At 63.4% G+C, this 24,571-nt stretch carries 25 protein-coding genes and 1 tRNA gene; 5 read left to right on the plus strand and 21 right to left on the minus strand.

Going from position 1 to position 24,571, the window contains the following annotated elements:
• Window positions 1-33 precede the first annotated feature (33 nt).
• Complete coding sequence (locus tag PIN31009_RS08990; protein ID WP_150789999.1) at window positions 34-672, plus strand: DJ-1/PfpI family protein; 639 nt, start codon at window positions 34-36, stop codon at window positions 670-672.
• Between the two features lie 40 nt (window positions 673-712).
• Here the strand turns inward: PIN31009_RS08990 and PIN31009_RS08995 are convergent, their stop codons facing one another.
• Together PIN31009_RS08995 and PIN31009_RS09000 are read right to left on the minus strand one after the other, a co-directional pair.
• Window positions 713-2,137, minus strand: a complete 1,425-nt coding sequence (locus PIN31009_RS08995; protein WP_150790000.1) for an MFS transporter — start codon at window positions 2,135-2,137, stop codon at window positions 713-715.
• 6 nt (window positions 2,138-2,143) lie between these two features.
• Complete coding sequence (locus PIN31009_RS09000) at window positions 2,144-2,797, minus strand: DsbA family oxidoreductase (RefSeq protein ID WP_150790001.1); 654 nt, start codon at window positions 2,795-2,797, stop codon at window positions 2,144-2,146.
• A 224-nt stretch (window positions 2,798-3,021) separates the two neighbouring features.
• On the opposite strand from PIN31009_RS09000, the gene PIN31009_RS09005 reads away from it, so the two are divergent.
• Window positions 3,022-3,642, plus strand: coding sequence for a flavin reductase family protein (locus PIN31009_RS09005; protein ID WP_150790002.1), 621 nt, complete (start codon window positions 3,022-3,024; stop codon window positions 3,640-3,642).
• A 455-nt stretch (window positions 3,643-4,097) separates the two neighbouring features.
• Window positions 4,098-5,663, plus strand: a complete 1,566-nt coding sequence (locus tag PIN31009_RS09010; RefSeq protein WP_150790003.1) for a complex I subunit 4 family protein — start codon at window positions 4,098-4,100, stop codon at window positions 5,661-5,663.
• Between the two features lie 53 nt (window positions 5,664-5,716).
• On the opposite strand, the gene PIN31009_RS09015 is transcribed toward PIN31009_RS09010, so the two are convergent.
• From PIN31009_RS09015 to ybgC, 15 genes are all read right to left on the minus strand, one after another.
• The gene (locus PIN31009_RS09015) at window positions 5,717-7,393 is read right to left on the minus strand and encodes an amidohydrolase (protein ID WP_150790004.1); all 1,677 of its coding nucleotides are present in this window, start codon (window positions 7,391-7,393) and stop codon (window positions 5,717-5,719) included.
• Window positions 7,390-8,328, minus strand: coding sequence for an ABC transporter permease (locus tag PIN31009_RS09020; RefSeq protein WP_246185573.1), 939 nt, complete (start codon window positions 8,326-8,328; stop codon window positions 7,390-7,392). Before PIN31009_RS09020 ends, PIN31009_RS09015 begins: the two co-directional genes overlap by 4 nt.
• Window positions 8,325-9,134 carry an ABC transporter ATP-binding protein gene (locus PIN31009_RS09025; protein ID WP_150790005.1) on the minus strand — a complete coding sequence of 270 codons (810 nt, stop codon included), beginning with the start codon at window positions 9,132-9,134 and terminating at the stop codon, window positions 8,325-8,327. The genes PIN31009_RS09020 and PIN31009_RS09025 overlap by 4 nt, the downstream gene beginning before the upstream one ends.
• A complete protein-coding gene (locus PIN31009_RS09030) occupies window positions 9,131-10,126 on the minus strand; it encodes an ABC transporter substrate-binding protein (RefSeq protein WP_174997055.1) in 996 nt (331 codons plus the stop codon). Before PIN31009_RS09030 ends, PIN31009_RS09025 begins: the two co-directional genes overlap by 4 nt.
• A 122-nt stretch (window positions 10,127-10,248) precedes the next feature.
• Window positions 10,249-11,448 (minus strand): acyl-CoA dehydrogenase family protein, encoded by a 1,200-nt coding sequence (locus PIN31009_RS09035; protein WP_150790007.1) that lies wholly within the window; start codon window positions 11,446-11,448, stop codon window positions 10,249-10,251.
• Window positions 11,449-11,665: 217 nt separating this feature from the next.
• Entirely contained in the window at window positions 11,666-12,385 is a 720-nt protein-coding gene (locus tag PIN31009_RS09040; RefSeq protein ID WP_150790008.1) for a hypothetical protein, read from the minus strand.
• 219 nt (window positions 12,386-12,604) lie between these two features.
• Window positions 12,605-12,680 (minus strand) — tRNA-Lys (locus tag PIN31009_RS09045).
• Between the two features lie 105 nt (window positions 12,681-12,785).
• Window positions 12,786-13,901 carry a YeeE/YedE family protein gene (locus PIN31009_RS09050; protein WP_150790009.1) on the minus strand — a complete coding sequence of 372 codons (1,116 nt, stop codon included), beginning with the start codon at window positions 13,899-13,901 and terminating at the stop codon, window positions 12,786-12,788.
• 313 nt (window positions 13,902-14,214) lie between these two features.
• Window positions 14,215-14,958 carry a tol-pal system protein YbgF gene (gene ybgF, locus PIN31009_RS09055; protein ID WP_058379527.1) on the minus strand — a complete coding sequence of 248 codons (744 nt, stop codon included), beginning with the start codon at window positions 14,956-14,958 and terminating at the stop codon, window positions 14,215-14,217.
• Between the two features lie 10 nt (window positions 14,959-14,968).
• Entirely contained in the window at window positions 14,969-15,469 is a 501-nt protein-coding gene (locus PIN31009_RS09060) for an OmpA family protein (RefSeq protein WP_087688323.1), read from the minus strand.
• 29 nt (window positions 15,470-15,498) lie between these two features.
• The gene (gene tolB / locus PIN31009_RS09065) at window positions 15,499-16,791 is read right to left on the minus strand and encodes a Tol-Pal system beta propeller repeat protein TolB (protein ID WP_150683907.1); all 1,293 of its coding nucleotides are present in this window, start codon (window positions 16,789-16,791) and stop codon (window positions 15,499-15,501) included.
• 101 nt (window positions 16,792-16,892) lie between these two features.
• Window positions 16,893-17,933, minus strand: a complete 1,041-nt coding sequence (gene tolA, locus PIN31009_RS09070; protein ID WP_058379524.1) for a cell envelope integrity protein TolA — start codon at window positions 17,931-17,933, stop codon at window positions 16,893-16,895.
• A complete protein-coding gene (gene tolR, locus PIN31009_RS09075; RefSeq protein WP_058379523.1) occupies window positions 17,930-18,364 on the minus strand; it encodes a protein TolR in 435 nt (144 codons plus the stop codon). The genes tolA and tolR overlap by 4 nt, the downstream gene beginning before the upstream one ends.
• 21 nt (window positions 18,365-18,385) lie before the next feature.
• Complete coding sequence (tolQ, locus tag PIN31009_RS09080; protein ID WP_150683908.1) at window positions 18,386-19,060, minus strand: protein TolQ; 675 nt, start codon at window positions 19,058-19,060, stop codon at window positions 18,386-18,388.
• A gap of 39 nt (window positions 19,061-19,099) precedes the next feature.
• A complete protein-coding gene (gene ybgC / locus PIN31009_RS09085; protein WP_087688321.1) occupies window positions 19,100-19,591 on the minus strand; it encodes a tol-pal system-associated acyl-CoA thioesterase in 492 nt (163 codons plus the stop codon).
• Between the two features lie 231 nt (window positions 19,592-19,822).
• Between ybgC and PIN31009_RS09090 the strand changes: the two genes are divergently transcribed.
• Together PIN31009_RS09090 and PIN31009_RS09095 are read left to right on the plus strand one after the other, a co-directional pair.
• Window positions 19,823-20,800 (plus strand): NAD(P)-dependent oxidoreductase, encoded by a 978-nt coding sequence (locus PIN31009_RS09090; protein WP_150790010.1) that lies wholly within the window; start codon window positions 19,823-19,825, stop codon window positions 20,798-20,800.
• Between the two features lie 249 nt (window positions 20,801-21,049).
• Window positions 21,050-21,808, plus strand: a complete 759-nt coding sequence (locus tag PIN31009_RS09095; RefSeq protein WP_058379519.1) for an IclR family transcriptional regulator — start codon at window positions 21,050-21,052, stop codon at window positions 21,806-21,808.
• Here PIN31009_RS09095 and PIN31009_RS09100 read toward each other — a convergent pair.
• The 4 genes from PIN31009_RS09100 to PIN31009_RS09115 form a co-directional block, all read right to left on the minus strand.
• Window positions 21,798-22,385 (minus strand): SRPBCC family protein, encoded by a 588-nt coding sequence (locus tag PIN31009_RS09100; protein WP_150790011.1) that lies wholly within the window; start codon window positions 22,383-22,385, stop codon window positions 21,798-21,800. The genes PIN31009_RS09095 and PIN31009_RS09100 overlap by 11 nt on opposite strands.
• 10 nt (window positions 22,386-22,395) lie before the next feature.
• Window positions 22,396-22,926: a glycine cleavage system transcriptional repressor gene (locus PIN31009_RS09105; protein WP_150683911.1), complete on the minus strand. Its 531-nt coding sequence runs from the start codon at window positions 22,924-22,926 to the stop codon at window positions 22,396-22,398.
• A 98-nt stretch (window positions 22,927-23,024) separates the two neighbouring features.
• Complete coding sequence (locus PIN31009_RS09110; protein ID WP_150790012.1) at window positions 23,025-23,675, minus strand: phosphoribosyltransferase; 651 nt, start codon at window positions 23,673-23,675, stop codon at window positions 23,025-23,027.
• A gap of 73 nt (window positions 23,676-23,748) precedes the next feature.
• Window positions 23,749-24,501 carry a sulfite exporter TauE/SafE family protein gene (locus PIN31009_RS09115; RefSeq protein WP_150683913.1) on the minus strand — a complete coding sequence of 251 codons (753 nt, stop codon included), beginning with the start codon at window positions 24,499-24,501 and terminating at the stop codon, window positions 23,749-23,751.
• Between the last annotated feature and the right edge of the window lie 70 nt (window positions 24,502-24,571).

Genomic DNA, 24,571 nt, shown 5'->3' on the forward strand with positions numbered 1-24,571 from the left:
CCGCTCTACAACGCTGCAACCCACGAGGCCCCCATGCGCTCCACGCACATTGCCATTCTGACTTTTGAAGGTTTCAACGAACTCGACTCGCTGATTGCGCTCGGTATTCTCAATCGGGTCAAACGTCCCGGCTGGCGCGTGTCGATCGCGTGCCCGACCGGCAAGGTGCGGTCGATGAACGGCGTAGTGATGGAAGCGCAGGCGTCGCTGGAGGACGCGTGTGAGGCCGACGCTGTGCTAGTGGGCAGCGGCTTGCTGACCCGCGACGTGGTGGCCGATCCTGCGTTGATGTCGCGGCTGCGTCTCGACCCGGCGCGTCAGTTGATCGGCGCGCAGTGCTCGGGCACGCTGGTCCTTGCCAAGCTGGGGCTGTTGAATGGGGTCGCCGCGTGCACCGATCTCACGACGAAGCCGTGGGTGCAAGAGGCTGGTGTGCCGGTGCTCGATCAGCCGTTCATGGCGAAAGGCAACGTGGCGACTGCTGGCGGATGTCTCGCCTCACAGTATCTGGCGGCGTGGATGATCGCGCGTCTGGAAGGTTTCGAAGCGGCGCGCAGCGCGATGCACTACGTGGCGCCAGTCGGCGAGAAAGTCGAATACGTGACACGCGCGATGGCAAATATTTCGCCGTATCTTCACGACACTCCCGAGGCGGCGCTCGTCGGCGTGTGAGCCGCGCGCGTCAGGGGAGTGTCGTTTGCGTTGGGGCAGTTCAGGCTGCCCGGCGCACCAGCCGCAGGCCGCTCGCGATACATCCGGCCGCGGAGAACGCGGCACCCCATGCAAGCGCCAGCGTGGAGCCATGCGTGCCGACGAGTCCGAACGCCAGCGCGACCAGTGCCGCGCCCGTGGCCTGACCGAGCAGGCGCGACGTGCCGACCATGCCGCTCGCGCCGCCACTGCGCTCGGGCGGTGCGCTATGCATGAACGCCTTCAGGTTCGGCGACTGGAAGAAACCGAAACCCAGACCGCACAACGCCATGCGCCAACTGATGTCCCAGACTTCGGCATGCGCGGGCATCACGGCCAGCAAGGTCATGCCGAGACTCAGCATGCCAAGACCGATGGCGCCCAGCATGCCGGCGGGATAACGGTCCGACAAACGTCCCGCGACCGGCGCAATCGCCGCCACGAAGAACGGCCACGGCGTCATCAGAAAACCGGTCTCGATCGGGCTGCGATGCAACACATTCTCGAAGTAGAACGGCAGCGAAACGAGTCCGAGGCCTTGCGTCGCAAACGCGCAGATGGCCGTCACGGTCGATAGCGCGAACGCCGGCAGGCGCAGCAAATCGACCGGCAGCATCGGGGCGCGATGGCCACGTTCGCGGCGAATCAGTGCCCAGCCGCAAACCACCGCACCCACGAAACACGCGAGCGTCAGACGCCAGTCGGCCTGTTGCGCACTTTGCCCCAGCGCGAAGATCAGCAGCGCGAACGTCATGACGTTGAGCAGCGCAGCTACCGTGTCGGGTTTGTGTTCGCTGCGTGGCGTGTCGGGCAGATTACGCCGTCCGAAAGCGAGTGCGAGCAGGCCGGTCGGCACGTTGATCAGGAACAGCCACGGCCAGTTGCCCACCGAGAGCACGAGCGACGCAATGGTCGGCCCGATGGCGAACGAGATCCCGACGATGAGTGCGTTCAACCCGACGCCGCGCCCCAACTGATGCGGCGGATACAGGAACCGGATGAGCGCGATGTTCACGCTCATCACCGCGGCCGCGCCCACGCCTTGCAGCAAACGCGCCACGGCGAGAAACGCGAGTGACGGCGACAGCGCGCACAGTATCGACGAGATCAGGAAGACCGCTACGCCCGCCATAAACACGCGCTTATGGCCGACGCGCTCGCCCAGCGACGCGAACGGCAGCAGCGTGGCGACCATCGCGAGTTGATAGGCGTTGACGATCCATACGGAAGCCGACGGCGTGGTGTTCAGATCGATCGCCATCTGCGGCAACGCAGTGTTGCAGATGGCGGTGTCGAGGCTGGCCAGCGAGACGGCAAGCAGAATCGCCGTCATGGCCAGACCGCGGCCGTTGGCCGGCGGTTCGTGCGTCTGGGTTGCGCGGGTCACACTCGCAGCAGCGGAGGCGCTCGCCGCCGGGGTGGCGGCGGTCGGGGGCAGCGATGACATGACGGATCAGCCCTCGGCCAGAATTTGGCGGATGGCCTGTTCGAAGACTTCCGGCGGCTGACCGCCGCTCACGAGATGGCGATTGTTGAAGATGATCGCGGGCACCGAGCTGATGCCGAGATTCTGATAATGACGCTCCAGCGCACGCACCTGCTCGGCGTATTCATCGGTGGCGAGAATTTCGCGAGCGCGCGCGGGATCGAGCCCGGCCTGACTGACGGCATCGACCAGCACTTCCGGATCGCTCGTGCGCTTGCCGTCAACGAAATACGCGCGGAACAAGGCTTCTTTGAGCGCGAGTTGCTTGTCGTTGCCGACGGTCTGTGCCCAGTGGAGCAAACGATGCGCGTCGAACGTGTTGTAGGCGTGCGTGCGCAGATCCATGCGCATCGGGAAGCCTTCCGCTTGCGCGCGGGCGCTGATGTTGGCCTGATTCTGCGCGAGTTGCTCGGGCGAGAGACCGTACTTGCGCGACATGTAATCGGCAAGCGGTACGCCTTCGACGGGCATATCGGGGTTCAGCTCGAAGGGGCTGAAGTGCAGGTCGGCGTTGACCTCGTCGCCCAGACGGCCGAGGGCAGTCTTCAGGGAGGCAAGGCCGATAGCGCACCAAGGGCACGCGACGTCGGAGACAAAATCGATGTTGAGGGTGGCTGGCATGGGCTAACGGCGCCGTGGCGGCGCGTGCAATGAAAAACGCGCCGCCTTGGCGCGACGCAACTTCGCAATCGTCGCACAAATCGCCTGATCGCGCCCGGACCGGACTCGCGTGCAGGCAGGGCCGGCAGCGTTGATGCCGTCCGGGGCCAGATGCGTTAGCATCGTCGGAACATTGCGCGGACTCCGTTGAATCCGCTGACTCCGTCGACTCTTTTTCTGCCCCCATGACAAACGACGTTCATTTCTACGACCCGGCCCAAGGCCACGGCCTCTCGCACGACCCGTTCAAGGCGATTGTCGCGCCGCGCGTCATCGGCTGGATTTCCAGCCGGGACGCGCAAGGGCAGGTTAACCTCGCGCCGTACAGCTTCTTCGGTGCGTTCGCGACGTTCCCGCCGATCATCGGCTTCTGTAGCGAAGGCTTCAAGGATTCGATCGCGAATATTGAAGCGACGCGCGAGTTCGTCTGGAATCTGACCAGCAAGTCGCTCGTCGAGCAGATGAACAAGTCCTCCGCACCGGTGGCGAGCGATGTCGACGAGTTCGAGTTGGCCGGGCTGACGAAAGCCCCCGGCGTCAACGTGGACGTGCCGCACGTGGCCGAGTCGCCCGCCTCGCTCGAGTGCAAGCTGTTGCAGGTGGTTCGGCTGCACGATCTCGATGGCAAGCCGATGAACAACTGGCTGGCGCTCGGGCAAGTGGTCGGCGTGCATATCCGCCGTGAGTTTCTGCGCGACGACGGCACCTTCGATACCTTCAAGGCGCATCCGGTGATGCGCGCCGGCTATCTCGGCGACTATGCCGAAATCGGCCCGATGTTCGATCTGCGCCGGCCGAAGGCGTAACGCCTACCGCCTACCGCCTACCGCTTCAACATCCTCCGCACGGCGTGGGCGTTTCTCTGCCCACGCGTCACCCCCCAATCCCTGCATTTTCCGCAATGCGCTATTGACGAAATCGACGCGGCGCACGATTGACATCGTCACGGGTTGCACGGCGTCCACCGGTGGACATTGCGGGGCGGGGCTGCACGTACGCCCTCATTCATCGACCGGCCGGTCGGAAAATGCGCTCGCAATCATTTGTAAAATTTGCTGCGGTGCAAAATGTTTTCGAGCCGCGTATGCTTGCGACCTTCATTGACGCCGCCGCGCCTGGCGTCCCTTCCTGCGGGCATTGATATGCCTTGATTAGCGCGCATCGCCACGGGTGATGCGTGCGGGGTCGATTCGTGCCTGGCTGCGTCGATGGAGAGCTTCTGCTCTCTGTTTTTGTTGCAGCACACCAGGACTCTCCCCCCATGTTTCCCATCCTGTCGCTTCTTATCTGGACACCTATTCTGGCCGGCGCGCTCATCATGCTGCTCGGGCAGGACCGCCATCCCAACGCCGTACGCTGGACATCGCTCGCCGCCGCCGTGGTCGCTGCGTTGCCGATCATTCCGCTCGTGCGCGGCTTTCGCACGCGCGTGGCGGATATGCAATTCGTCGAGCACTTCCGCTGGATCTCGTCGTTCGATGCATCGTGGCACGTCGGTATCGATGGCCTCTCGCTTTGGCTCGTGGCGCTGACCGGCGTGACGACCATCATCGTGGTGCTGGCCTCGTGGCGCGCGGTGACCACGCGCATGAGCGCCTACTTCGGCAGCTTCCTCGTGCTCTCCGGGCTGATGCAGGGCGTGTTCACGGCGCAGGACGGCATGTTGTTCTTCGTGTTCTTCGAAGCCACGCTGCTGCCGCTGTATCTGCTGATCGGTGTGTACGGGCGCGCCAATCGCACGCGCGCGGCGGTGAAGTTCTTTTTCTTCTCGCTGACCGGCTCGCTGATGATGCTGCTCTCGATGCTGTATCTGTACATGCAGACGCAGAGCTTCGATCTCGCGCGCTGGCACGAGCTGCATCTGCCGCTGGCGGTGCAAGTGATGCTGTTCATCGGATTCCTCGGCGCGTTCTCGGTCAAGGTACCGATGTGGCCGGTACATACGTGGCTGCCCGACGTTCACCTCGATGGTCCGACGGGCGCAGCCGTTATGCTCGGCATGTTGAAGATGGGCGGCTACGGCCTGCTGCGATTCAATCTGCCGCTGCTGCCGGATGCGAGCCACTTCGTCGCGCCGGTGATGGTGGTGCTGTCGTTGATCGCGGTGATCTACGCAAGCCTTGTGGCGCTCGTGCAGACCGACCTGCGCAAGCTGCTGGCGTATTCGGCCGTGGCGCATATGGGGCTGGTGACGCTCGGCCTTTTCCTGTTCTCGGAGATGGGCACCGACGGCGCGGTGATGCAGATGATTTCGTATGGCATCGTCTCGGGCGCCATGCTGCTGTGCACGGGTATGTTGTACGACCGCACGGGTAGCTCGTCGATCGACGCATACGGCGGTGTGGCCGCGACGATGCCGCGTTTCGCCGCGTTCGCGATGCTGTTCTCGATGGCTAACGTGGGCATGCCGGGCACGTCGGGTTTCGTCGGCGAGTTTCTGGTGTTGATGGGCGCCATCAAGGCCAACTTCTGGATCGGCGCGCTCGCCTCGTTGACGCTGGTGCTCAGTGCGGCCTACACGCTCTGGATGTACAAGCGCGTGATTTTCGGGCGCGTTGGCAATGCGAGCGTGGCGTCGCTCAAGGACGTGAGCCGTCGCGAATTCGCGCTGCTCGGGGCCATGGCGGTGATGGTGCTGGCCATCGGCCTTGATCCGAAGCCGCTCACCGACGGCATCGATGCGACGGCGATTCAGGTGGTGCAGGGGATCGAACAACACCGCCTGCCCGCTAACGATCCGGGCAGCAGCGAAGTGGCGGGGCGCCGCCATGGCGACGCCGCCGGGCACGCTGCGGTAACGGTGAAGGGTGTGCAGCCGGACGCCTGAAGGCAACGGGTTGTGTAGAAAGAGGGGGCTAGCGCGAGCTTGCCCCCTCTTTTCTATTCACTGGCTCGATGAACTTCCCGGCCGCCAACGAGTGTGAGGCTGGCCTGCACGGTGAGCAGCGCTTCGTCGGAAGCCGTCAGCGGATCGGTGTTCAGAACGGCCAGATCGGCCCATTTACCGACGGCGAGGGTGCCTTTCAGCGATTCCTCATAGCTCAGGTACGCGCCATTGCGCGTGACCGTCTCGAGCGCCTGCATGCGAGTGAGCCGTTGGTCCAGTCCAATGATCTGGCCGGTCGTGCGCTCTGTTCTGACGACGCTGGCCCACACTGCACTGAAGGGGCTCACGGGAATATTGTCGCTCCCCGAGGCGATGTCGATGCCGGCTTCGAGCAGCGTGCGCTGCGGGACGAAGTGATTGCCGTTGTCGTGTTCTTGCAGACGTGACGCGCCATTCTTCCAGAGCATGTAGAACGGAATGGTCGTGACGCGCAGGCCGAGACGTTTGATTCGCGCGAAGTCTGCCGGATCGGTGCGGCCCACATGCTCCACGACCCAGCGCCGTCCGGCTAACGGGAAGCGTTTGTCGATGGCGTCGAACACGTCGAGTACCTCGCTCAACCGGTCGATCACGACGCTGTGGACACGCAGATCGAATTCTGCGGCGAGCCACGCGTAGTCGCTGAAATCTTCAATGCGATTGGCCCATTCGACGAAGCCCGACCATCCGGTATTCGGCAGCACCTTGCGCACGGCGCGCGCGGTGGCAGGCGAGCCACCCAGTCCGATGAACACGCCGGCAACCGAGAACCACGGGTCGCCCAGCCCGTTGCCTCGTGCAAACGACAACCAGTCGCGCATGGCCAGACGCGCTTCGGCGGCATCGTTCCACGTGGGGCTGACGCACAGGCGAGTGCGCATCGTCAGTTCTCCCGCCTCCCACAGCGCGCGGTAGACGGCGATGCTTTCCGGCGCGGAGCCGTGGCCCTCGTACACGCTTGTCGTACCGAAGGCGTGGTACAGCGGGAGCGAGCGGCGCAGTCCTTCGAGTCGATCGGCAAAGCCGAAGGCGGGTACCTGAGACAACACGGAGAACTCGATCAACGGCCGCTTGTTGGTCTCCACGATTACGCCGGAAGGTCTGCCGTCGGCGCCGATTTCGATGTTGATCCCATCGCAGTCCGGGCACGTGTCGGCATGGATGCCATTGCGCGCGAGTGCCAGCGAATTGAGGGCGCTGAAGCCCGGCGGAACGCCCCAGTTACCGAACAGCCCGGGAATGTACACGGGATGATCGGGCGCAACGGCGTCCAGCTCGTAGCGGTCCGGCATGCGCTTTTCCGCCAGCGTCAGCGGGCCGTCGAAATAGAACGGCGGCTGGCCCACCGGCATGGTGATGATCCACTCGCCTTTGGGAACGCGTTGTACTTCGTGTCGAATGACGTCGAGCACGTCGGACAACTGGCGCGCATGGGCAAGCGACGGGCGCAGCGTTTTCAGCCCCTCGCGCTCCATATGCGCATGCGCGTCGATGACGCCGGGGATGACCGTCCGGCCATCGAGGTTCACCGATCGGGTATGGGGCGCCTGCGATTGCGCTCGCACCTCGGCGTCGGTGCCCACGGCGACGATACGATCGCCTCCGATGGCAACGGCCTGTGCCGGTGCGGCGCCGCGCTCCATGGTGAGGACTTGCCCGCTATGCAGGATGAGATCGGCTTTGGCGGTCATCGCTTCGCCTCCGCCCCGTACCACGGAAACATGCGGTGCAGCAGCCACGCAAACAGCTGATCGGCCACGAAACCCACCGCGCCGAGATAGATCAGGCCGACGAACATGATGTCGACGCGAAATACCAGATGCGCAAACGAAATCAGATAGCCCAGTCCTTTCTCTGAGCCGACCAGCTCGGCCGCGACGAGGACCACGAACGAGACCGACGTCGCCTGCCGGAGTCCGGCGAACACGAATGGCAGTGCCGCTGGCAACGCCACCTGTAGGGCGATGGCGATCGGCCGCGTGCCGAGCGATGCCGCCGAACGCAGGTACGCCGGCGAGATGTCGCGTACGCCGAAGAACGTGTTGATCCACACGGGGAAGAACGCGCCCCATGCGATGAGCATGACCTTGGAGAGATCGCCTAAGCCGAACCACACGATCGCCAACGGCACGATGGCGATGGACGGGATGGCCCGCAGCCCGTGCAGCACCGGATCGCTCAGGTGACGCAGCGTGGCGAAATGACCGGTCAGTACGCCCGCGATGACGCCGAGCGATGAGCCCAGCAGAAAGCCCCACAGCGCGCGTTGCAGGCTGGCGGCGATGTGTGGCCATATTTCGCCCGTTCCCCAAGTCATTTCGGCGAACACGCCCGCGACGCGTGAGGGCGGCGGGAACATGTTGAGGTTGATGCCCGGGATCAAGCGGGGGCCGACCTCCCAGACCGCCAGAAAGATCAGGCAGCCGAGCACGCCCAGCAGCGACTGCCTGCCGACGGCGCTCCAATGGCGGGTGCGGCGCTTTTGCCGCACGGCGTCCTCGATGGCGCGGCGTTTGAGAGTGTCCTGATGGCTTACCTGTCTTTGGGGCGCTGGGTTCGCACGCACTTCAGGGGTGTCCGTGAAGTGGGCGACGTGCGCGACATTGGATTGAGGGTTGGCGCTCACGCTGCGCTCTCCGTCGTGTTCAGTGATTCGAAAGCCCGGCTGATGCGTTCGTAGATTTGACCGAACGCCGGATCGCCGCGCTCGCGCGGGTAGGGCAGGGGCACGTCGATGATGTCGTGGATGCGTCCCGGGTGCGGGCTCATGACGACGACACGCTGGGCGAGGAATACCGCCTCTTCGATGTTGTGCGTAATGAAGAAGATCGAGAGTTTCAGCTCGCGCCAGACGCGCAACAGTTCGTCTTGCAGCAGCGCACGCGTCAGTGCATCGATGGCGGCGAAGGGTTCGTCCATGAGCAGGACGCGTGGCTCGGTGGCCAACGCGCGCGCAACGGCAACACGCTGGCGCATGCCACCCGACAACTCGAACGGATAGCGATCGCCCGCATGCGCCAAACCGACGAGCTTGAGCAATGCCTCTGCGCGGGCGCGCCGTTGTGAACGGTCGACGCCTTGCTGCTTCAAACCGAATTCCACATTGCGTCGTGCCGACAGCCACGGGAACAGCGCGTATTCCTGAAAGACGACACCACGGTCGGGGCCCGGCCCCTCGATCGGTTGGCCGTGCGCCGTGACCGTGCCCAAGGTCGGTTTGATGAACCCGGCAATCATGTTGAGCAACGTCGTTTTGCCGCAGCCGCTGGGGCCGATGGCGCAGACGAACTCGCGGTCGTTGATGTCCAGATCGACGTCGGTCAGCGCCCAGTTCAGGTCGCCGGTTCGCGTGGTGTATAGCTGCGAAACGCCTTGTATCGAGATCGCAGGTGTCGCCGGCGCAAGCGCTGCGGCGCGCGGGGCGGCGCTCACGACAGTGTCACCCGGTCTGGCGCGACGGCTTTAAGCGCGTCGGTGTAGACGAGCTTCTTGTACAGCGTGCGCAGATCTTCCTTCGGGCGCTGGGCCAAGCCGGCATTGATCGCCCATTCGCCGTTGAGCACGAGGTCATCGAGCAGGCGATTGTCCAGGCGCACGCCGACTTGCATGGTGCCAAAACCGGCTTGTGTGGCGGCAATTGAGGTCTTCGTGCGTTCTGCCACCAGTGCGACGGCTTCCTGCGGTTGTCCTCGATAGAACTTCTCCGCGGCCAGCAGCGCGCGCACGGCGCCTTCCACCAGCTTGGGCTGCTGACGTACGACCGATTCCGGGGCCGTCAGCACGTAGTGGCTCACGAAGACTTTTTCCAAGCCCGTGTCGGGCAGCAGGCGAACCAGTCCGGGGTAGTCGGCCACAGCTTTCTGGCCGGAATCGAATCCCCATGCGAAGGCGTCCACGCCATTCTTTCCGATCGCCGTGACCACGTCGCCGCCGCCCACGTTCACCAACGTCACGTCCTTGAGACTGAGACCCCACAGCGAGAGATAGCGCGACAGGAAGTAATGCCCGCTGGTGCCCAGCGGGGTGGCGATACGCTTGCCTTTGAGTTGCGCGGGGGTGTCGATGCCACGGTCGGTGCGGGCTGCGACCACCATGCCGCTCGACAGGCGTGTGAACTCGGCCACGATGACGGTATTGACGCCGTTGGCACCGGCAAGCCCGACGACGCTGTCGGTGGTGGTGGCGAACTGAGCTTTGCCTGCCTGCACGGCATCGAACGCGAGTCGGCCGGACGTGAAGGCCAGCGTTGTCGCCTCGATGCCTTGCGGCTGCCAGTAGTTCTTGCTCGACACCAGATACGGGATCGCCCAACTGAAGCCTTGGCTTTCCGCGACCACAATTTTGTCGGCGGCGCGGGCAACCGGTGTGAGGCTCAACCCCATGCCGAGTGCGCCCAGCGTTTTGACGAATCCCCGACGATCCATGCTCAACTTCTCACTCATGATCAACCTTCTTTTATCGTTACCGTGGTCAGTCTTCGCAGCCCGGAATGGACTGTTCTCTTGTCATGCCGTCTTGTCGACATGACGATTCATCGGCGCGGCGATTAGCCGTACGGGTCGGGAAGCTGCCCCGTGAGCAGCCACTGTCCGAGCGCTTTCTGCCGATAGTCGAGCGGGTCGTGAAGCGTGTGCACGCGCACGTTGCGCCAATAGCGGTCGAAGCCGTCGCGGCGCGTGGTGGCGCTCGCGCCCATGAGTTCGAAGATGTCGGCGGTGATGTCGAGCGCTGTGCGACCGGCGTGCAAGCGTGCTGCACTGATGCGCAGGGCAACTTCGCCACGCGCTTGCGCACTCAGGTCGAGGCCTGTTTGCCAAGCGCGTTCGAATTCGACGAGCGCGTCGTCGGCGAGCAGTACGGCGGCTTTCAGGCGCGGCCACAGACCACCGGTGCGGAGTTGCAGTAGCGCGTCTTCACTGGCGGCAGCGACGCCCGCCATGGCCCACGGGCGGGCGCGTTCTCTGACGTAGGCGACGGCGTCTCTTAGCGCGCCAAGTGCGTTGCCAAGATAGATTTCTGTGAGGATGAGTTGCCCGATCAGATTGCGCAGCGTGGCGCGTGGGCTGCTGGCGACCCCGGGAGGGCCGAGCACTTCCGATGCGCTCACGGCGACGCGATCGAAGGTGATCGTGCCGCTGTCGGTCTGTCGCTGCCCGAGGTTGTCCCAATCGTCGTTGACGGTGATGCCGGCGCGTTGCGTGGGGATCGCGAGGAAGAGGCGATCGCCGGGGGCGTCACCCAGCGTGACCGAAATGTTGAGCATGTCGGAGCCTTGCGCGCCCGAGCAGAAGCTCTTGATGCCGTTGAGCTCGAACCCCGTCGACGTGCGTGTGACGGTGAGCCGCGTGTCGCGGGCATTGACGGCGTTGCCCCAGAACCAGCGATGTTCAGTAGTGTTGCCGAGATAGTGGGTTTGCTGTTCGGGCGAGGCGAACAGGCGGATGGACGCGACTTGCAGGTGCTGGAAGCCGAAGAGATGAGCGAGTGAACTGTCTTCGACGGCCAGACGTCGTACCGCGCGCAAGATCAGCGGCCAGTCGGCACCGAGACCACCGAAGTCGCGCGGGACGGCGAGCGCGAGAAGGCCGCTGTTGCGAAGCACTTCCCGCTCGTGCCAAGCCGTACCGCCGTCTCGATCGCGTTGCGCGGCCGAAGATTTCAGCGCGTTCGCGACGCGGATGACTTCTGCGGCATGTTCACCGAATTGGTGTGCTGGCACCCATTCGTCAAGGAAAGGCTCATCCATGCTTCCACTACTCGTCTGATGCTTGTCTGATAGTCCGGGGTGGCCTGAACAGGCATGAACAGCCACCCGACGCACTATAGGGAGCGCGACACATGAACCAAACCAATATTTGCGTATTAGGTTATCTGCGAGGCCGTCGCGGCGGGTTGCCAGCGAGGTAGTTCTGACGGGACTGCCGGCCGGGTGATAGGGTGGCCGGCAGTCTGAACGGAGTGGATTACAGCTTGCCGCAAAGTGCGCCGGTGAGCCCGGAGATCACGGAGTCGCCGTTGAGGGCGACGTCGGATTTATCGATGACGGTGCCGTCGAAATTCAGTTCGTACATGGTGCCGAAGCCGCGTTGGCAGTCGGCGACCGCGATGACGTATTCGCTGTACGCGAAGGTCTTCTTGCTCAGGTCGTCCTTGCGGGACAACGCAGCGATCGAGGGTTTGCCTTTGAAGCTGCGGCGTTGGACCGTATCGGTCTTGAGCATGTAGCGATTGCCGGATTTCTCCGCGACCGAGCCCACTTCCCATACGTTGTCGTTGTCTTGTCGCGAGACCTTACCGGTGTCGTCATCCCAACTGAGGCAGGCGAGGCTGCCGAGATTGTCGGCGACGGAGGGGCCGAAGCGCACGAAGGCATCCTTGCCTAAGAACTGACCTTCCATGCCGTTGTAGTAGACGTAGCCGTAGCCCTTCTTGCAGGATTCCAGCAACACGAAGGCCTGACCGTACTCGTAAGTGCCTTTCGATTTGTTGCGGGTCTGGTACAGATATTTGTAGCCGTTGTTCTTCTTGCCATCGACGTTCATCAGACCGCCGCTGCCTTTCTTTGCCTGCCACGTGTAACCGGGCGACTCCGCCGCGGTGATCCAACTTCCCGAATCGGCGGCGCTCGCCGTGTTGACGATAGCAACGCCCATCAGAACCCCCAGTACCGCTTTTACCGACATGCTTATTCTCCGCAGCATTGATTCATCGGGGCGACTTCCCGCACCCGCTTCTCCATCAGACAGCCTGATATCTACCGACACGTCGTCCGGAGCCAGAACGTTACTTCGGCATGTGCGATGGAAACTTTAGGGGAGGGACTTGCGAAGAAAGCGGGAGGCGGTGCGGCGGCGGGCAGAAAAGAAAAAGGGCTGCACGATGTGCAGCCCTTCGAATTCGTTTGGTAGGCCGTGCGGGACTCGAACCTGCGACCAACGGATTAAAAGTCCGCTGCTCTACCAACTGAGCTAACGACCCAACGAAGAAAAAGATTATAGCGATGACTTCGCTATAGTGTCAATACTTGTATGGCGCGAATATGTCAGTTCGCCCATGATTACTCGCATACTGCGCGGAATTTCCTCAAACGCTGCGCTCAATACGCCACATTTGGTATTTGAACGCGCAGACGCCGCCCACGAGAATCGCCACGATCGCCACGAACGAGCCCAACGCCAGCGTCGACACGCCCGACAACCCTTGGCCCACCGTGCAGCCCAACGCCGTCACGCCACCGAAGCCCATCAACACGCCGCCCACCATGTGATTGGCCGTGTCCTCGGTGCCGTGAAAACCTTCCCACCGGAACGTGCGCGATACTAGCGCATAAGCGAACGACCCGACGATCACGCCCAGCACGCTCGCGATGCCCAACGTGATCACGTTGCTCGTGTCGCTCCACATCATCAGCCAGTACAGCGTGTAGGCCAGCGGCGAGACGAACGACAACGCTTCCATCTTGCCGGAGTTGGTGGCGACGAAGCTCTCTTCCAGCGTGTTCGGATTTTCTGCGACGTAACCGATCTTGCCCGACACGTACCACAACGCCACGATGATGGCGCCGACCACAAGGCCGCCCAGCAAGTTGTCGAACGTCCAGAATTCTCGGCGCGCGAGCGCGGCGATCACAAACGCACCGCCAATCACCAAGCCCAGCATCAGCTGTGCACGATGCAGGTCGCCCCCAAACACGCCATTCAATAACGTCGGCAGATCCTGTGACGTGGCAAACGTCGTCTGCACGCTGTCGAGTGCCGCAACACGCCAGACCGCAAACAAGCCCTTGAGCGTCATGTACGCCGACAGGCCGATCATCACGAACACGAGCAGCGATTTCAGATTGCCGCCGCCGATGCGCACGAGCGTCTTGCTGCCGCAACCGGACGCCAGCACCATGCCGAAGCCGAACAACCAGCCGCCGACAAGGTACGAGAGCCACGTGAAGCGCGGCGTCGTGTAGATCGCCTTGATCGGATCGATGATGCCAAGCGAGGCCAGTACGCCGGTGCCGATGGTGGCTACGCCAATGGCCAGCCACCACATGCGCATGCGGTTCCAGTCACCGATGTTCACGATGTCGGAAAGGGCGCCCATCGTGCAGAAGTGGGTGCGTTGCAAGACGGCGCCGAACACGAAGGCTAGGCCGAAGGTGAGCCACACAACGGTGTGGGAGATGGCAGTGAGATCGACGTCTGTCATGAGGCGAGACCGGCCGTGCCCGGCCGTTCAATGCATGGTCGCGAGCCGCGGGGCGCAGCCGGCTATTGTTGTTATCTGACGCGCATTTCACGATCGGTGAATGCACGTCGCGGGTGCGGTCGCCATGTCGCGCAGGCCGTTGACCTGTGCGCATCCCCTGAGACGCCGCGCCTCGTACGCTTGGAAAGTCCGTATTCTACTTGAGCTCGTGTGTCGCGCCTTGAAACGACAACGCCGCCCTGAGGCGGCGTCATACGTTTTGACGAGTGACCTGACACGGGAAGCAGGTTCGCACAACCTCCCGAGGGGCGTCTTACTTCAGCTTGGCCGCACGCTTCTTGGCCTCCGCTGCCGATTCGGTGTCCGGGTACTTGGCCACCAGATCCTGCAACGTTTTCTTAGCTGCCGCCGTCTGCCCGGATTCGGCCTGATTACTGGCGATTGCCAGCATCGATTCGGCCGCCTTCGGACTCGTCGGATACTTCGCCACGACCCCTTGCAGCGTCGCAGTCGAGCCCTTCAGATCCTTATTGGCATACTGCGCATTGCCAAGCCAGAACTGTGCTTCGGGCTGATACGGGCTGTCGGGATACTTGGCCGCGAAGGTCCGGAATGCCACTTGCGCACCCTTGTAGTCACCGTTGCGGAATTTCGTCAGCGCGGCGTCAAAGACATCTTTCTCGCCCGGTTGGACGGTGCCTGTCACGCCGCCGACGGTCATCTGCTGCGGTTCGAATTTCTTCAGACGACCGTCGAGGTCGTTGTAGAAGTCCTTCTGACTCTGTTGCAGGTTCGCAAGCTGGTTTTTCAGATCTTCGTTCTGACCGCGCTGGTCGGCCAGATCACGCTGCAACTGCTGGATCTGGTTGTTCAAATCCAGCACGTTGCGCGTGAGCCCCTCGATCCGCTGCTTGTCTGAATCCAGACGGCTGCGGATATCGAGGATCGCTTTGCGCGCCTCGTCGTCGTCGAACAATCCGGCATGTGCGAGCGGGCTCAGCAACGTCGTGCCGAGCGTCGCTGCACAGATCAGGTTTTTAAGCAAACGAGACGTCATGGCGATTCAATCAATAAGCCAGATCGGCGCGACGATCTTGCGCCCAGCTAGCTTCGTCAGTACCGGTGGCTTTTTCCTTACCCAGCGAAACGGCTTCCATCTGGTTGGTGTTGGCGCCCAGTGCCGACATGGCCTTCACGACAGCTTCAGCACGCTTCTGACCCAGGGCCAGGTTGTACTCGCTCGTGCCGCGCGGGTCGGTGTTGCCCTGAACCAGCACGTGACGTTGTGCGTACTTGGCCAGGAAGGCAGCGTGTGCCTGGAGCAGCGGGGTGTACTGTGCATCGACCGAGTACGCGTCGAAGCCGAAGTACACGCTGCGCTTGGCGAGCGGGCCGTTCGGGTTGTTCAGTTCGTCAGCCGATGCGTCGACGGGGGCGACAGCGCGGGCGTCCGTGGTGGTCTGACCCTTGTTGGCGTTAGCCTGGTCGTCGAGCTTCACGCCCGACGAGCAAGCTGCCAGAGCGGCCAGCGAAGAGATGGCGAGGATATTACGAAGCAGGGAACTCATATGAGCCTCCATTGATGTTGCTGTTGATGTTATTGCATGAAAGGGCCCCAGGAGGGTTCGCGAACTTCCCCTCCCCGAACCTGAAGAATCTGCCGGGTTTGCCCGTCCACCGATACTGCCGCGAGAACCTTACGGCCCCCGGATTGCGTTGCATAAAGAATGTACTTGCCGTTCGCGGCAAAGCTCGGTGACTCGTCGTGGCTGGTGTCGGTCAGAGCCGTAACATCGCCAGTACTCATGTCCTGCACGCACAGCTTGAACCCGCCGCCTTGGCGAGCGATGAACGCGAGCAACTTCCCATCGGGGCTCACTCGCGGGCTGACGTTGTAACTCCCCTTGAAGGTCACGCGCTGTGCAGCGCCATCACCTTCGCCCCCGGCCGGCATCTTGTAGATTTGCGGACCACCGCCACGATCGCTCGTGAAGTAGATCCATTTACCGTCGGGAGAATACTGCGGTTCGGTGTCGATCGCGCCGCTGCGCGACAGACGCTTGAGGCCGCCGCCATTGGCGTTGACCTGATAGATCTGCGTGTTGCCATCGCGCGAGAGAGCCACGGCCAGACGGCTGCCGTCCGGCGACCATGACGGTGCCGAGTTGTTGCCCTTCTCATTGGCCAGCACGGCACGACGGCCCGTCGGCAGATCGTGGATGTACACCACCGGCTTGCGCTTCTCGAACGAAACGTACGCCACCTTGGTGCCGTCCGGCGACCACGCCGGCGAGATGATCGGTTCGCGGCTGTTCAACGCGACGCGGGCATCCTGGCCATCGGAGTCCGAAATCTGGAGCTGGTAGGTCGAGCCGGTATGCAGCACGTACGACAGACGCGTTGCGAACACGCCGCGATCGCCCAGCAGCTTTTGATAAATATAGTCGGCAATCTTGTGGGCGGTCAGGCGCAGGTTGGCCGCCGACGAGGTGAGTGCGAGGCCGCCCAGCGGCTGGCCGCTCACGGCGTCGTAAAGACGGAAGCTCACCTGGAAGTTGCCATTGCCGGCCGGGGCGATGGTGCCCGAGACGAATGCGTTGGCGCCCTTGGCTTTCCACGTGCCGAGATCGACCGAGTCGTCCACGCCAACCGTTGCACCGCCCGTATCGATTTGATTGAAGCGGCCGCTATTGCTCAGGTCGGATTTGACGACGGCAACGATGTCCGTCGGCGCGGTGCCCTTGAAATTCGACACGGCAATGGGGTACCGGTTGGTACCCACGCCGGTGATGTCGACAGTCAGCGGTGTCTGCGCATGGGCGATCGTGCAAGCCGCGGTGAGCCAGGTGGCCACCACCGCACGCCATGCATATTTACTGGAAATTCGCATGCGTTCGATTGGTCAGTTGCGCGGGGCAAGCGCCATTTTTACCATACTCAGATGGAAATGGACCTGCAACGCTCGGTTTTCGTTCCCGTTGGACAACATACTCATCCTTTCGGACTAAAGCGAAGGTTGACGCTCGGGGGGGCTTTGCCGTTAGTGTCGCGCGGCAAGGGGTCGGATTTGCTGATGGCGGCCTGAACGGCGGCATCCCAGGCAGGGTTGCCGCTTGACTTCACCAACTGCATGGAAAGTACGCTGCCATCCGGCGCAAGACGTACCGCGACGACGGCCGTGGGGTTGCCATCGGTGTCGCCGCCATAAGCGATATTCGGTTTGACCTTGGCGCGCACACGGTCAGCATAACCGGCAGACGCCGTGCCGCCCGCGCCCGAACCCGTGCCACCCGCCTGCGAGCCCAGGCCATTGCCTGTCGCGCCCGGGGTGCCACCGGCCATACCGCGCAGCGAGGAAAGCCGTTGCTCACGTGCGGCGTCGGCGGCCTTCTGCGCGGCGGCCTGCTGGGCCGCCTTCGCTTTCTCGGCTTTTTCCTCAGCAGCCTTCTTCTCGGCGTCCGCTTTCTTCTGGGCGTCGGCGAGTTGTTGCTGCTTCTGTTGTTCTGCCTTCTTGGCCTCGTCTTCCTTCTGACGCTTCAGGTCGTCGGCCTTCTTCTGATCGGCAAGTTTTTGCTGGCGCGCCGCTTCATCGGCGGCAGCCTTCTTGCGAGCGAGATCGGCGGCGGCCTGCTGATCGGCCAACTGTTTTTGCTTGAGGGCTTCCTGACGCGCCTTTTCCTGCTGCGCTTCGAGCAGGCGAGCCTGTTCGGCGGCCTGCTGCTCTTGCTTGCGCTTCTTCTGCTGGAGGGCGATGTCGGCGTCTTCGGCCGGCGGCGTCGGCGCCGCGATGGCGGGCGGCGCTGGCGTCGGCGGCGGTGTCACCACCGGCGGCGTCGGCTCGGCGACTTCGGTCGGTGTCCACAATTCGGCTTCGGAGCCTGCGGGCGAGCTGTTCTGCCAGCGCATGCCGTAGAAGAGCAGCGCAAACAGCAGCGCGTGCATGAACAGCGCGAGGAGGAATGCCCGCCCCGTGCCGCGCTCATCTTTGCGCGGGCCAATGGGGCGGTCGGAACGGGCTACGGAGCTGCTCATTTTTGCTTGACGAGCAGGCCCACGCGCTTGACACCCTGGGCCTTCAGATCGGACATCACGTTCATGACGATTTCATAGCGCACCGACTTGTCGGCGGCGATGACGACCGGTTGATCCGGGTTGGCCGCCTGACGGCCTTGCAGGAAACCGGTCAGGTCGCCCGCGCTCATGCGTTGTTCGATGGTGTTCTGACCATCTTTATAGCGAATCAGCACGCGGTTGTCGGCCTCGATATTGACGACGACCGGCGGCGTTTGTTGCTGCGGACTTGCGTTGGCGACGCTGGGCAAATTGACGATCGACGGGGCCACCAGCGGGGCGGCCACCATGAAGATGACGAGCAGCACCAGCATCACGTCGATGTACGGTACGACGTTGATGTCTGCCATGGCGCGACGGCCGCGGCGAGCGTTGCGCATTGAACCTGCCATGTCTCGGCGCTCCCGGAGTGCTTAGTGAATCTGCCGTTGCAGGATGTTGGAGAACTCTTCGATGAAGCTTTCGAAGCGGATCGACAGCCGGTCGATGTCGGTGGCGAAGCGGTTATAGGCAACCACGGCAGGGATAGCGGCGAACAGGCCGATGGCGGTGGCCACCAGCGCTTCCGCGATACCCGGCGCCACATTGGCGAGCGTGGCTTGTTGCACGTTCGACAGGCCGCGGAAAGCGTTCATGATACCCCACACCGTACCGAACAAACCAATGTACGGGCTCACCGAACCGACCGACGCGAGGAACGGCAGATTGGCTTCGAGCGAGTCCATTTCACGTTGAAAGGAAGCGCGCATGGCACGACGTGCACCGTCGAGAATCGCATGCGGATCGTTCAGGCCTTTCTCGCTCGCCTTCATGTATTCGCGCATGCCCGATTCGAAGATTCGCTCGAGCGCGCCAGTCTGATGGCGGTTGTTGAGCGCGCTCTGGTAGAGCGCCTGAAGATCGCCGCCCGACCAGAAGTCGCGTTCGAAACGCTCGGTCTGGGCACGGGCACGGCGAATCGCGAAGATCTTGCGGAAGATGTGCGTCCACGACATCAACGACAGCAGCAACAGCAGGGCCATCACGGCCTGTGCGAGCACGCTGGCATGCAGGACCAGCGTAATAATGGAAAGGTCTTGATCGGGCATGGTGTGGTTATTGACTGACCGGAATTCTTGTCCCTGGGATCAGGCGGCTGCCGCGCCGCTCCCGGCGTGTGCAGCAACACTGACGGACTTGTTGGCAACAATGGCCGATTGCATGGCGAGCCGCACGTTCGCCGGGATTCTGCCCGGACGCAATGTGTCGGCCGACACACAGCCGATTTTGATGCTGCCGCGCGCCAACAGTTCGCTGCTGCCGTCGGGCGCATCGCGCCAGGCTTCTTGCAGAAACTCGACAGTCGCGCCGCCGAGGTGCTCGATCCGGCTCCTGACGACCACGAGATCGTCCAGCCGGGCGGGGCTCAGGTAGTCGAGCGCTGTCGCGCGCACGATGAAGATCATGCCGGTATCGCGGGCCAGTTGGAGTTGTTCGATGCCGAGCGAACGGAGCCACTCGGTGCGGGCCCGTTCAAAGAATTTAAGGTAGTTGGCGTAGAACACGACGCCGCCGGCGTCAGTGTCCTCGTAGTAAACGCGGATTGACCAACTGGTATCAAAATCAGCCATGCCGCGCATTGTATCGGAACGCGGCAACAACGCCAGTCACGGAAACAGAATTTTTCAACTACGTGCAACAACGGTGCTTCAACGCGCGATTTATCCCGTTGCCGGTTCGCACCAAAGTGGGGCGGAATCGCCCCAATGCCCCGTCGGGTGGGCGATCACGCTGGCGCGCCCGGGCCGGGCGTCCCTATAATGACGGCTCGCAAGCCCCCTGATATTCGAACGAATCCGGCACGCGCATGCATGCATCATGCAATCGCCGGATTTCAGTCTGTAAAACTACCTGCGAGGCCCTTCGAAGTGACTTCCCCCGAAACGCAAGCTGCCGTCAGCTCTAATCCCCTTCGCATCGCATTTCTCGGACTGGGCGTCATGGGTTATCCCATGGCCGGTCATCTTCAACGCGCCGGTCACACGGTGACTGTCTATAACCGCACTGCCGCTAAGGCCGAGCAGTGGGCGAAAGACTACGGCGGCAAGCACGCGGCCACCCCGGCCGAAGCCGCGCGCGACGCCGATATCGTGGCTGCCTGCGTGGGCAACGACGACGATCTGCGCAGCGTGGTCCTCGGTGAGCACGGCGCGTATGCCGGCATGAAGCCGGGCGCGGTGTTCGTCGATCACACGACGGCATCGGCCGACGTGGCGCGCGAGCTCTACGCCGTGGCCCGCGAGCAGGGCCTGCATTTTGTCGACGCGCCGGTCTCCGGCGGTGAAGCCGGTGCAAAGAACGGTGTGCTCACGATCATGTGCGGTGGCGATGCCGACGCTTTCGATCGAGTGGCGCAGACGCTGCATGCCTATGGCCGTGCCGTCACCCGGATCGGTGAAGCGGGCGCCGGGCAACTGGCCAAGATGGTCAATCAGATCTGTATCGCCGGGCTGGTGCAGGGGTTGTCCGAGGCGATCAATTTCGGTCAGCAGGCCGGTCTCGACATGAAGGCCGTGCTCGACGTCATCAACAAGGGTGCGGCAGCCAGCTGGCAGATGGACAATCGCGGCCAGACGATGATCGACGGTAAGTTCGACTACGGTTTCGCGGTGGACTGGATGCGCAAGGATCTCGGCCTGTGTCTGGCGGAAGCGCAGCGTAATGGCGTGTCGCTGCCGGTCACCGCACTGGTCGATCAGTTCTATGGCGATGTGCAGGCACTGGGCGGCCGCCGTTGGGACACGTCCAGCCTGATTCACCGTCTGCGCGTGCTGTCGGGCAAGGCCTGATCGCTTGGCCGATCGATGCCAATCGATGGCGTTCGATTCGTGGATCGGTGAGCAGGTGTTGTTTTGGAGCCAGCCTTCGGGTTTATCTCCAATCGTCAGCACCTGCCGGTTGGCACTAGAATGCGGAAAACGGGACGTCGTGGTGCGACGGCACGGCGGCGGGTAACGCGGTAGGTGTGCGAGGCCGGTGTCGTGCGGGAGGAGACCGCCGCGATTGATAACGACACTTACAAAGATCCGAAAACCGGCATGAGCAATCAGTCGAACGCCGCGGCCGTCCGCGCATTCCGCATTCTTGAAATTCTCTGCGCCGCAGGCGCGCCCATGACGCTGGCGGAGATCGTCGCCGCCATCGGTCTGCCCAAACAGACCGTGCACCGCATTCTCAAGCAACTGGAAGCCGCGTGGCTGGTGACGCGCGAGGCGGGCAGCCGGCACTACGAGCCGTCGTCGCGCGTGCGTGCGCTGGCGGTCAATGCGCTGATGCATGCCGGCCCGGCTGCGGCGCGGCACGCCATTCTCCAGCAATTGGTCGATAAGCTCGGCGAGACCTGCAACCTGTCGATGCTCTCGGGCGACGATCTGGTTTATCTCGATCGTGTGGAGACCGAATGGTCGCGCCAGCTCAAGCTCTCGCCGGGTTCGCGCGTGCCGTTGCACTGCACGGCGAGCGGCAAGCTGCTGCTGGCATTTTTGCCCCGCACGCGGCGCGAGAAGCTGATTGCGCATCTGCCGCTGCGTCCCCGGGCAGAGAACACGATTACCGATCTCGAGGATTTGCGGGCCGAACTGGCCGAGACGCGCAAGCGCCGTGTGGGCACGAATAACGAGGAACATGTGCCGGGCATGATCGCAGTCGCGGTGCCGGTCATGCTCGACCGCAACCGCGCCTGTGCGGCGATTGCGGTGCAAGCCAGCGCCGAGCACTCGACGCTGGACAAGCTCATGACCTATCTGCCGGAACTTCAGGCCGCCGCCGAGACGATGGCCGCTACGTTCAACGAGTAGGCCCGGCAGGGTCAGCAGGTTCAGCAGGTTTGGCAGGCTCGGTCGCCGTAGCGGCCATCGCATCGAAGGCCTGCGTCAACTGCAAGGCGCCTTGTGCCGATTCCGCCCGAACGCGAGGCCCGATGAAGATCGGGTCGAGCACCAGAAACAGCAGATTCGGTGTGCGATAGATGAAGTCACGTTCGAAGCGCGTGCCCGTGCCGTCGGGCGTGAGCTTATAGCGCACCTCGCCTGATGGGCGGCGGTTGACTTCGCCTTCAATGCGCCATTCCAGTGGCGGCTGCGCCTCGACCACTTTCCAGTGAATGATCCCGTGCCGTCCGGCGAGACGGAATTCTTCCGCGACCTCTTCGCCCAGCGTGAGCGGATGATCGGTCGCGCCCTCGACAGCGAGCGACGCCGGATGCCACTTGGGCCAGTTGGCAGGGGTGGTCACGTAGTTGTAGACGACCTGCGGCGGCTGACGCAGGGTGATCACGTTGGTCACATGTGTCTGGCGCTCGAACGGCAGCGGGGCGAGCGACAGAACGGCAATGATGGCAACGGCGGTGAGAACGATCAGGAAGGCTCTCTTCATCGGCGCGCGCTCAGGCACCGGCGGGCGAATCGAGTTCAACGTCGACCATCAGGTCGTTGGCGAGCCCCTCGAGTACCTGACGCAGCGCATCGGTCGAGACGCTGGCGGGCACGCGAAGGCGCGCAGTGGCGCGAAACAGCGTGCCGCCGGACATCGATCCTTCGACGCACTCGGTGTCGAGCTCGTCGATGCTGATGCCGCGTGCAAAGAGCACGTGCGAGATTTCCTTGACGATGCCGGGGTGATCCTGACCGACGAGATCCAGCTGGAGCAGACGTGCACCGGGATCGGCGGCGGCGCTTTGCGCATGGGTGACCGATACGCGCAGCCCGTGGGTTTCGAGGGCTTGCAGGGCTTGCGTGAGCGTGGCGACGCGCTCGTCGGCGACCTGAAGATGCACGATGCCGGCGAACTGCCCAGCGAGATTGGCGAGTCGGCTTTCGAGCCAGTTGGCACCGGCAGCGGTGGCGCGATCGGCGATGGCGTTGACCAGCCCCGGGCGGTCCGGGCCGATCACGTTGAGAATCAGGGACGTCGTCATAGCAGGCTCCGTCGAATTAGCGCGCGAAGCTCAAGTGTAGTGCAATCGCACCAGTCGCCGCTATGGCCGTGCTTGCCGCCCTCATGGCGGCGGCGTGCTCAGGGGCCCGCGTCAGCCATGCGCAACAACGCGATGACGGTGGCGTCGTCGGTCTGTGCGAAATCGCTGTACGCGATGCTGACGGCGTAAAACGGTTGCGGCATCTCAAGGCAGATGACGGCATCGGCCAATGGCTGGAGCCGTGCCACGGCGTCGTGCGCGCCGACCGGCGCACAGGCGACGAGCGGCCCGGCACCGAGCCGTCGCAAGGCGCGCAGCGCGGCGGTCATGGTCGCGCCGGTGGCGATGCCGTCGTCGACCACCACGACCGGTTGTCCCGCGACGCGCGGCGCCCCGCGCCCCGGTGTGTAGGCCTGACGCCGTTGCTGCAACAACGCCCGCTGACGCGACGTTTCCCGTGTGAGATAGACGCCGGTGGCGCCGAGCGACAAGGCATGGTCGGCGAGAAAGATGCCACCGAATTCGTCGACCGCGCCCACGGCCAGCTCGCTCTGATGCGGCGCGCCGAGTTTATGGGCGAGCAGCACGTCGAGCGTACCGTTCAGTTGTCTGGCAATGGGCAGGGCGACGGGCACGCCGCCGCGCGGGATCGCCAGCACGAGCGGCGGGGCGCAGCGCGAGAGTACGGCGTGCGAGGCGAGAACTTCGGCGAGGGCGTTGCCGGCAGCGGCGCGATCGAGGAACGGCATGACGGCGGCGGGGGCAAGCCCGGCAGGAGGGACGATTCTGCCATCGTAACGCCGCAGCCTGATGCCCGTTTGTTTAGCGCGCGAGCAATTCGGGCACGGTGCCGACCAGCAGCGTCACACCCGAACAGGCGAGCAGCGCGAGCACCATACGGCGGAAGGCGTGATCCGAGAGGAATTTGTAGGCCCACGCGCCCGCCAGCGTCGGCAGGATCATCGATGGCACGGCAATCGCGAACAGGTGGAGGGTCTTCGTGGTGATCACGCCATGCACCGTGTACATGATGATCGTCAGCGTGTGCATCACGATGAAGAAGAGTTGCATGACGGCGCGCTGTAAGTCTTTGTCCCAGCCGCGCAACGTGCACCACAACGTCGGCACGACGCCCACGAGCCCGCCGATGCCGCCCATCACCCCGCCGACGAACCCGACCACGCCATCGGCAGCGCGCCCGCCGTGCGTGATGCGGGGCAGGTGGGCCGAGAGCAGCAGGATTGTGCAGTACACGACGAGAATGGCGCCGATGCCCGCGCGAAACCATACGGGGTCGAGATAGCGAAGAATCCATACGCCGACCGGCACGCCGACGAGGCCGCAAACGACGAAGGGCGCCAATCGGTCCAGCGGCACGGACCGGCGCACGGCACGCAGCCCGAGAATCTGGCCGATCAGCGAGCAGAAGGCGACCAGCGGGCCCGCGAGGGTGGGCGGGAGCGACCATGCCCAGAACGACAGCGCGACCAGACCGAAGGCGAAGCCGGACAGGCCTTGAACGAAGCCGGCCACGCAGGCGCCGACGATAAGCGGAAGTATGGGGTCGAATGTCATGAATCGGGCGAGCGCACAGTGCTGCCGGGCCCGGTGCCGGCCTCTGCCGTGCAGCAGATCAAGGCGGCAT

The sequence above is a fragment of the Pandoraea iniqua genome, assembly GCF_902459685.1.
Classification (GTDB): domain Bacteria; phylum Pseudomonadota; class Gammaproteobacteria; order Burkholderiales; family Burkholderiaceae; genus Pandoraea; species Pandoraea iniqua.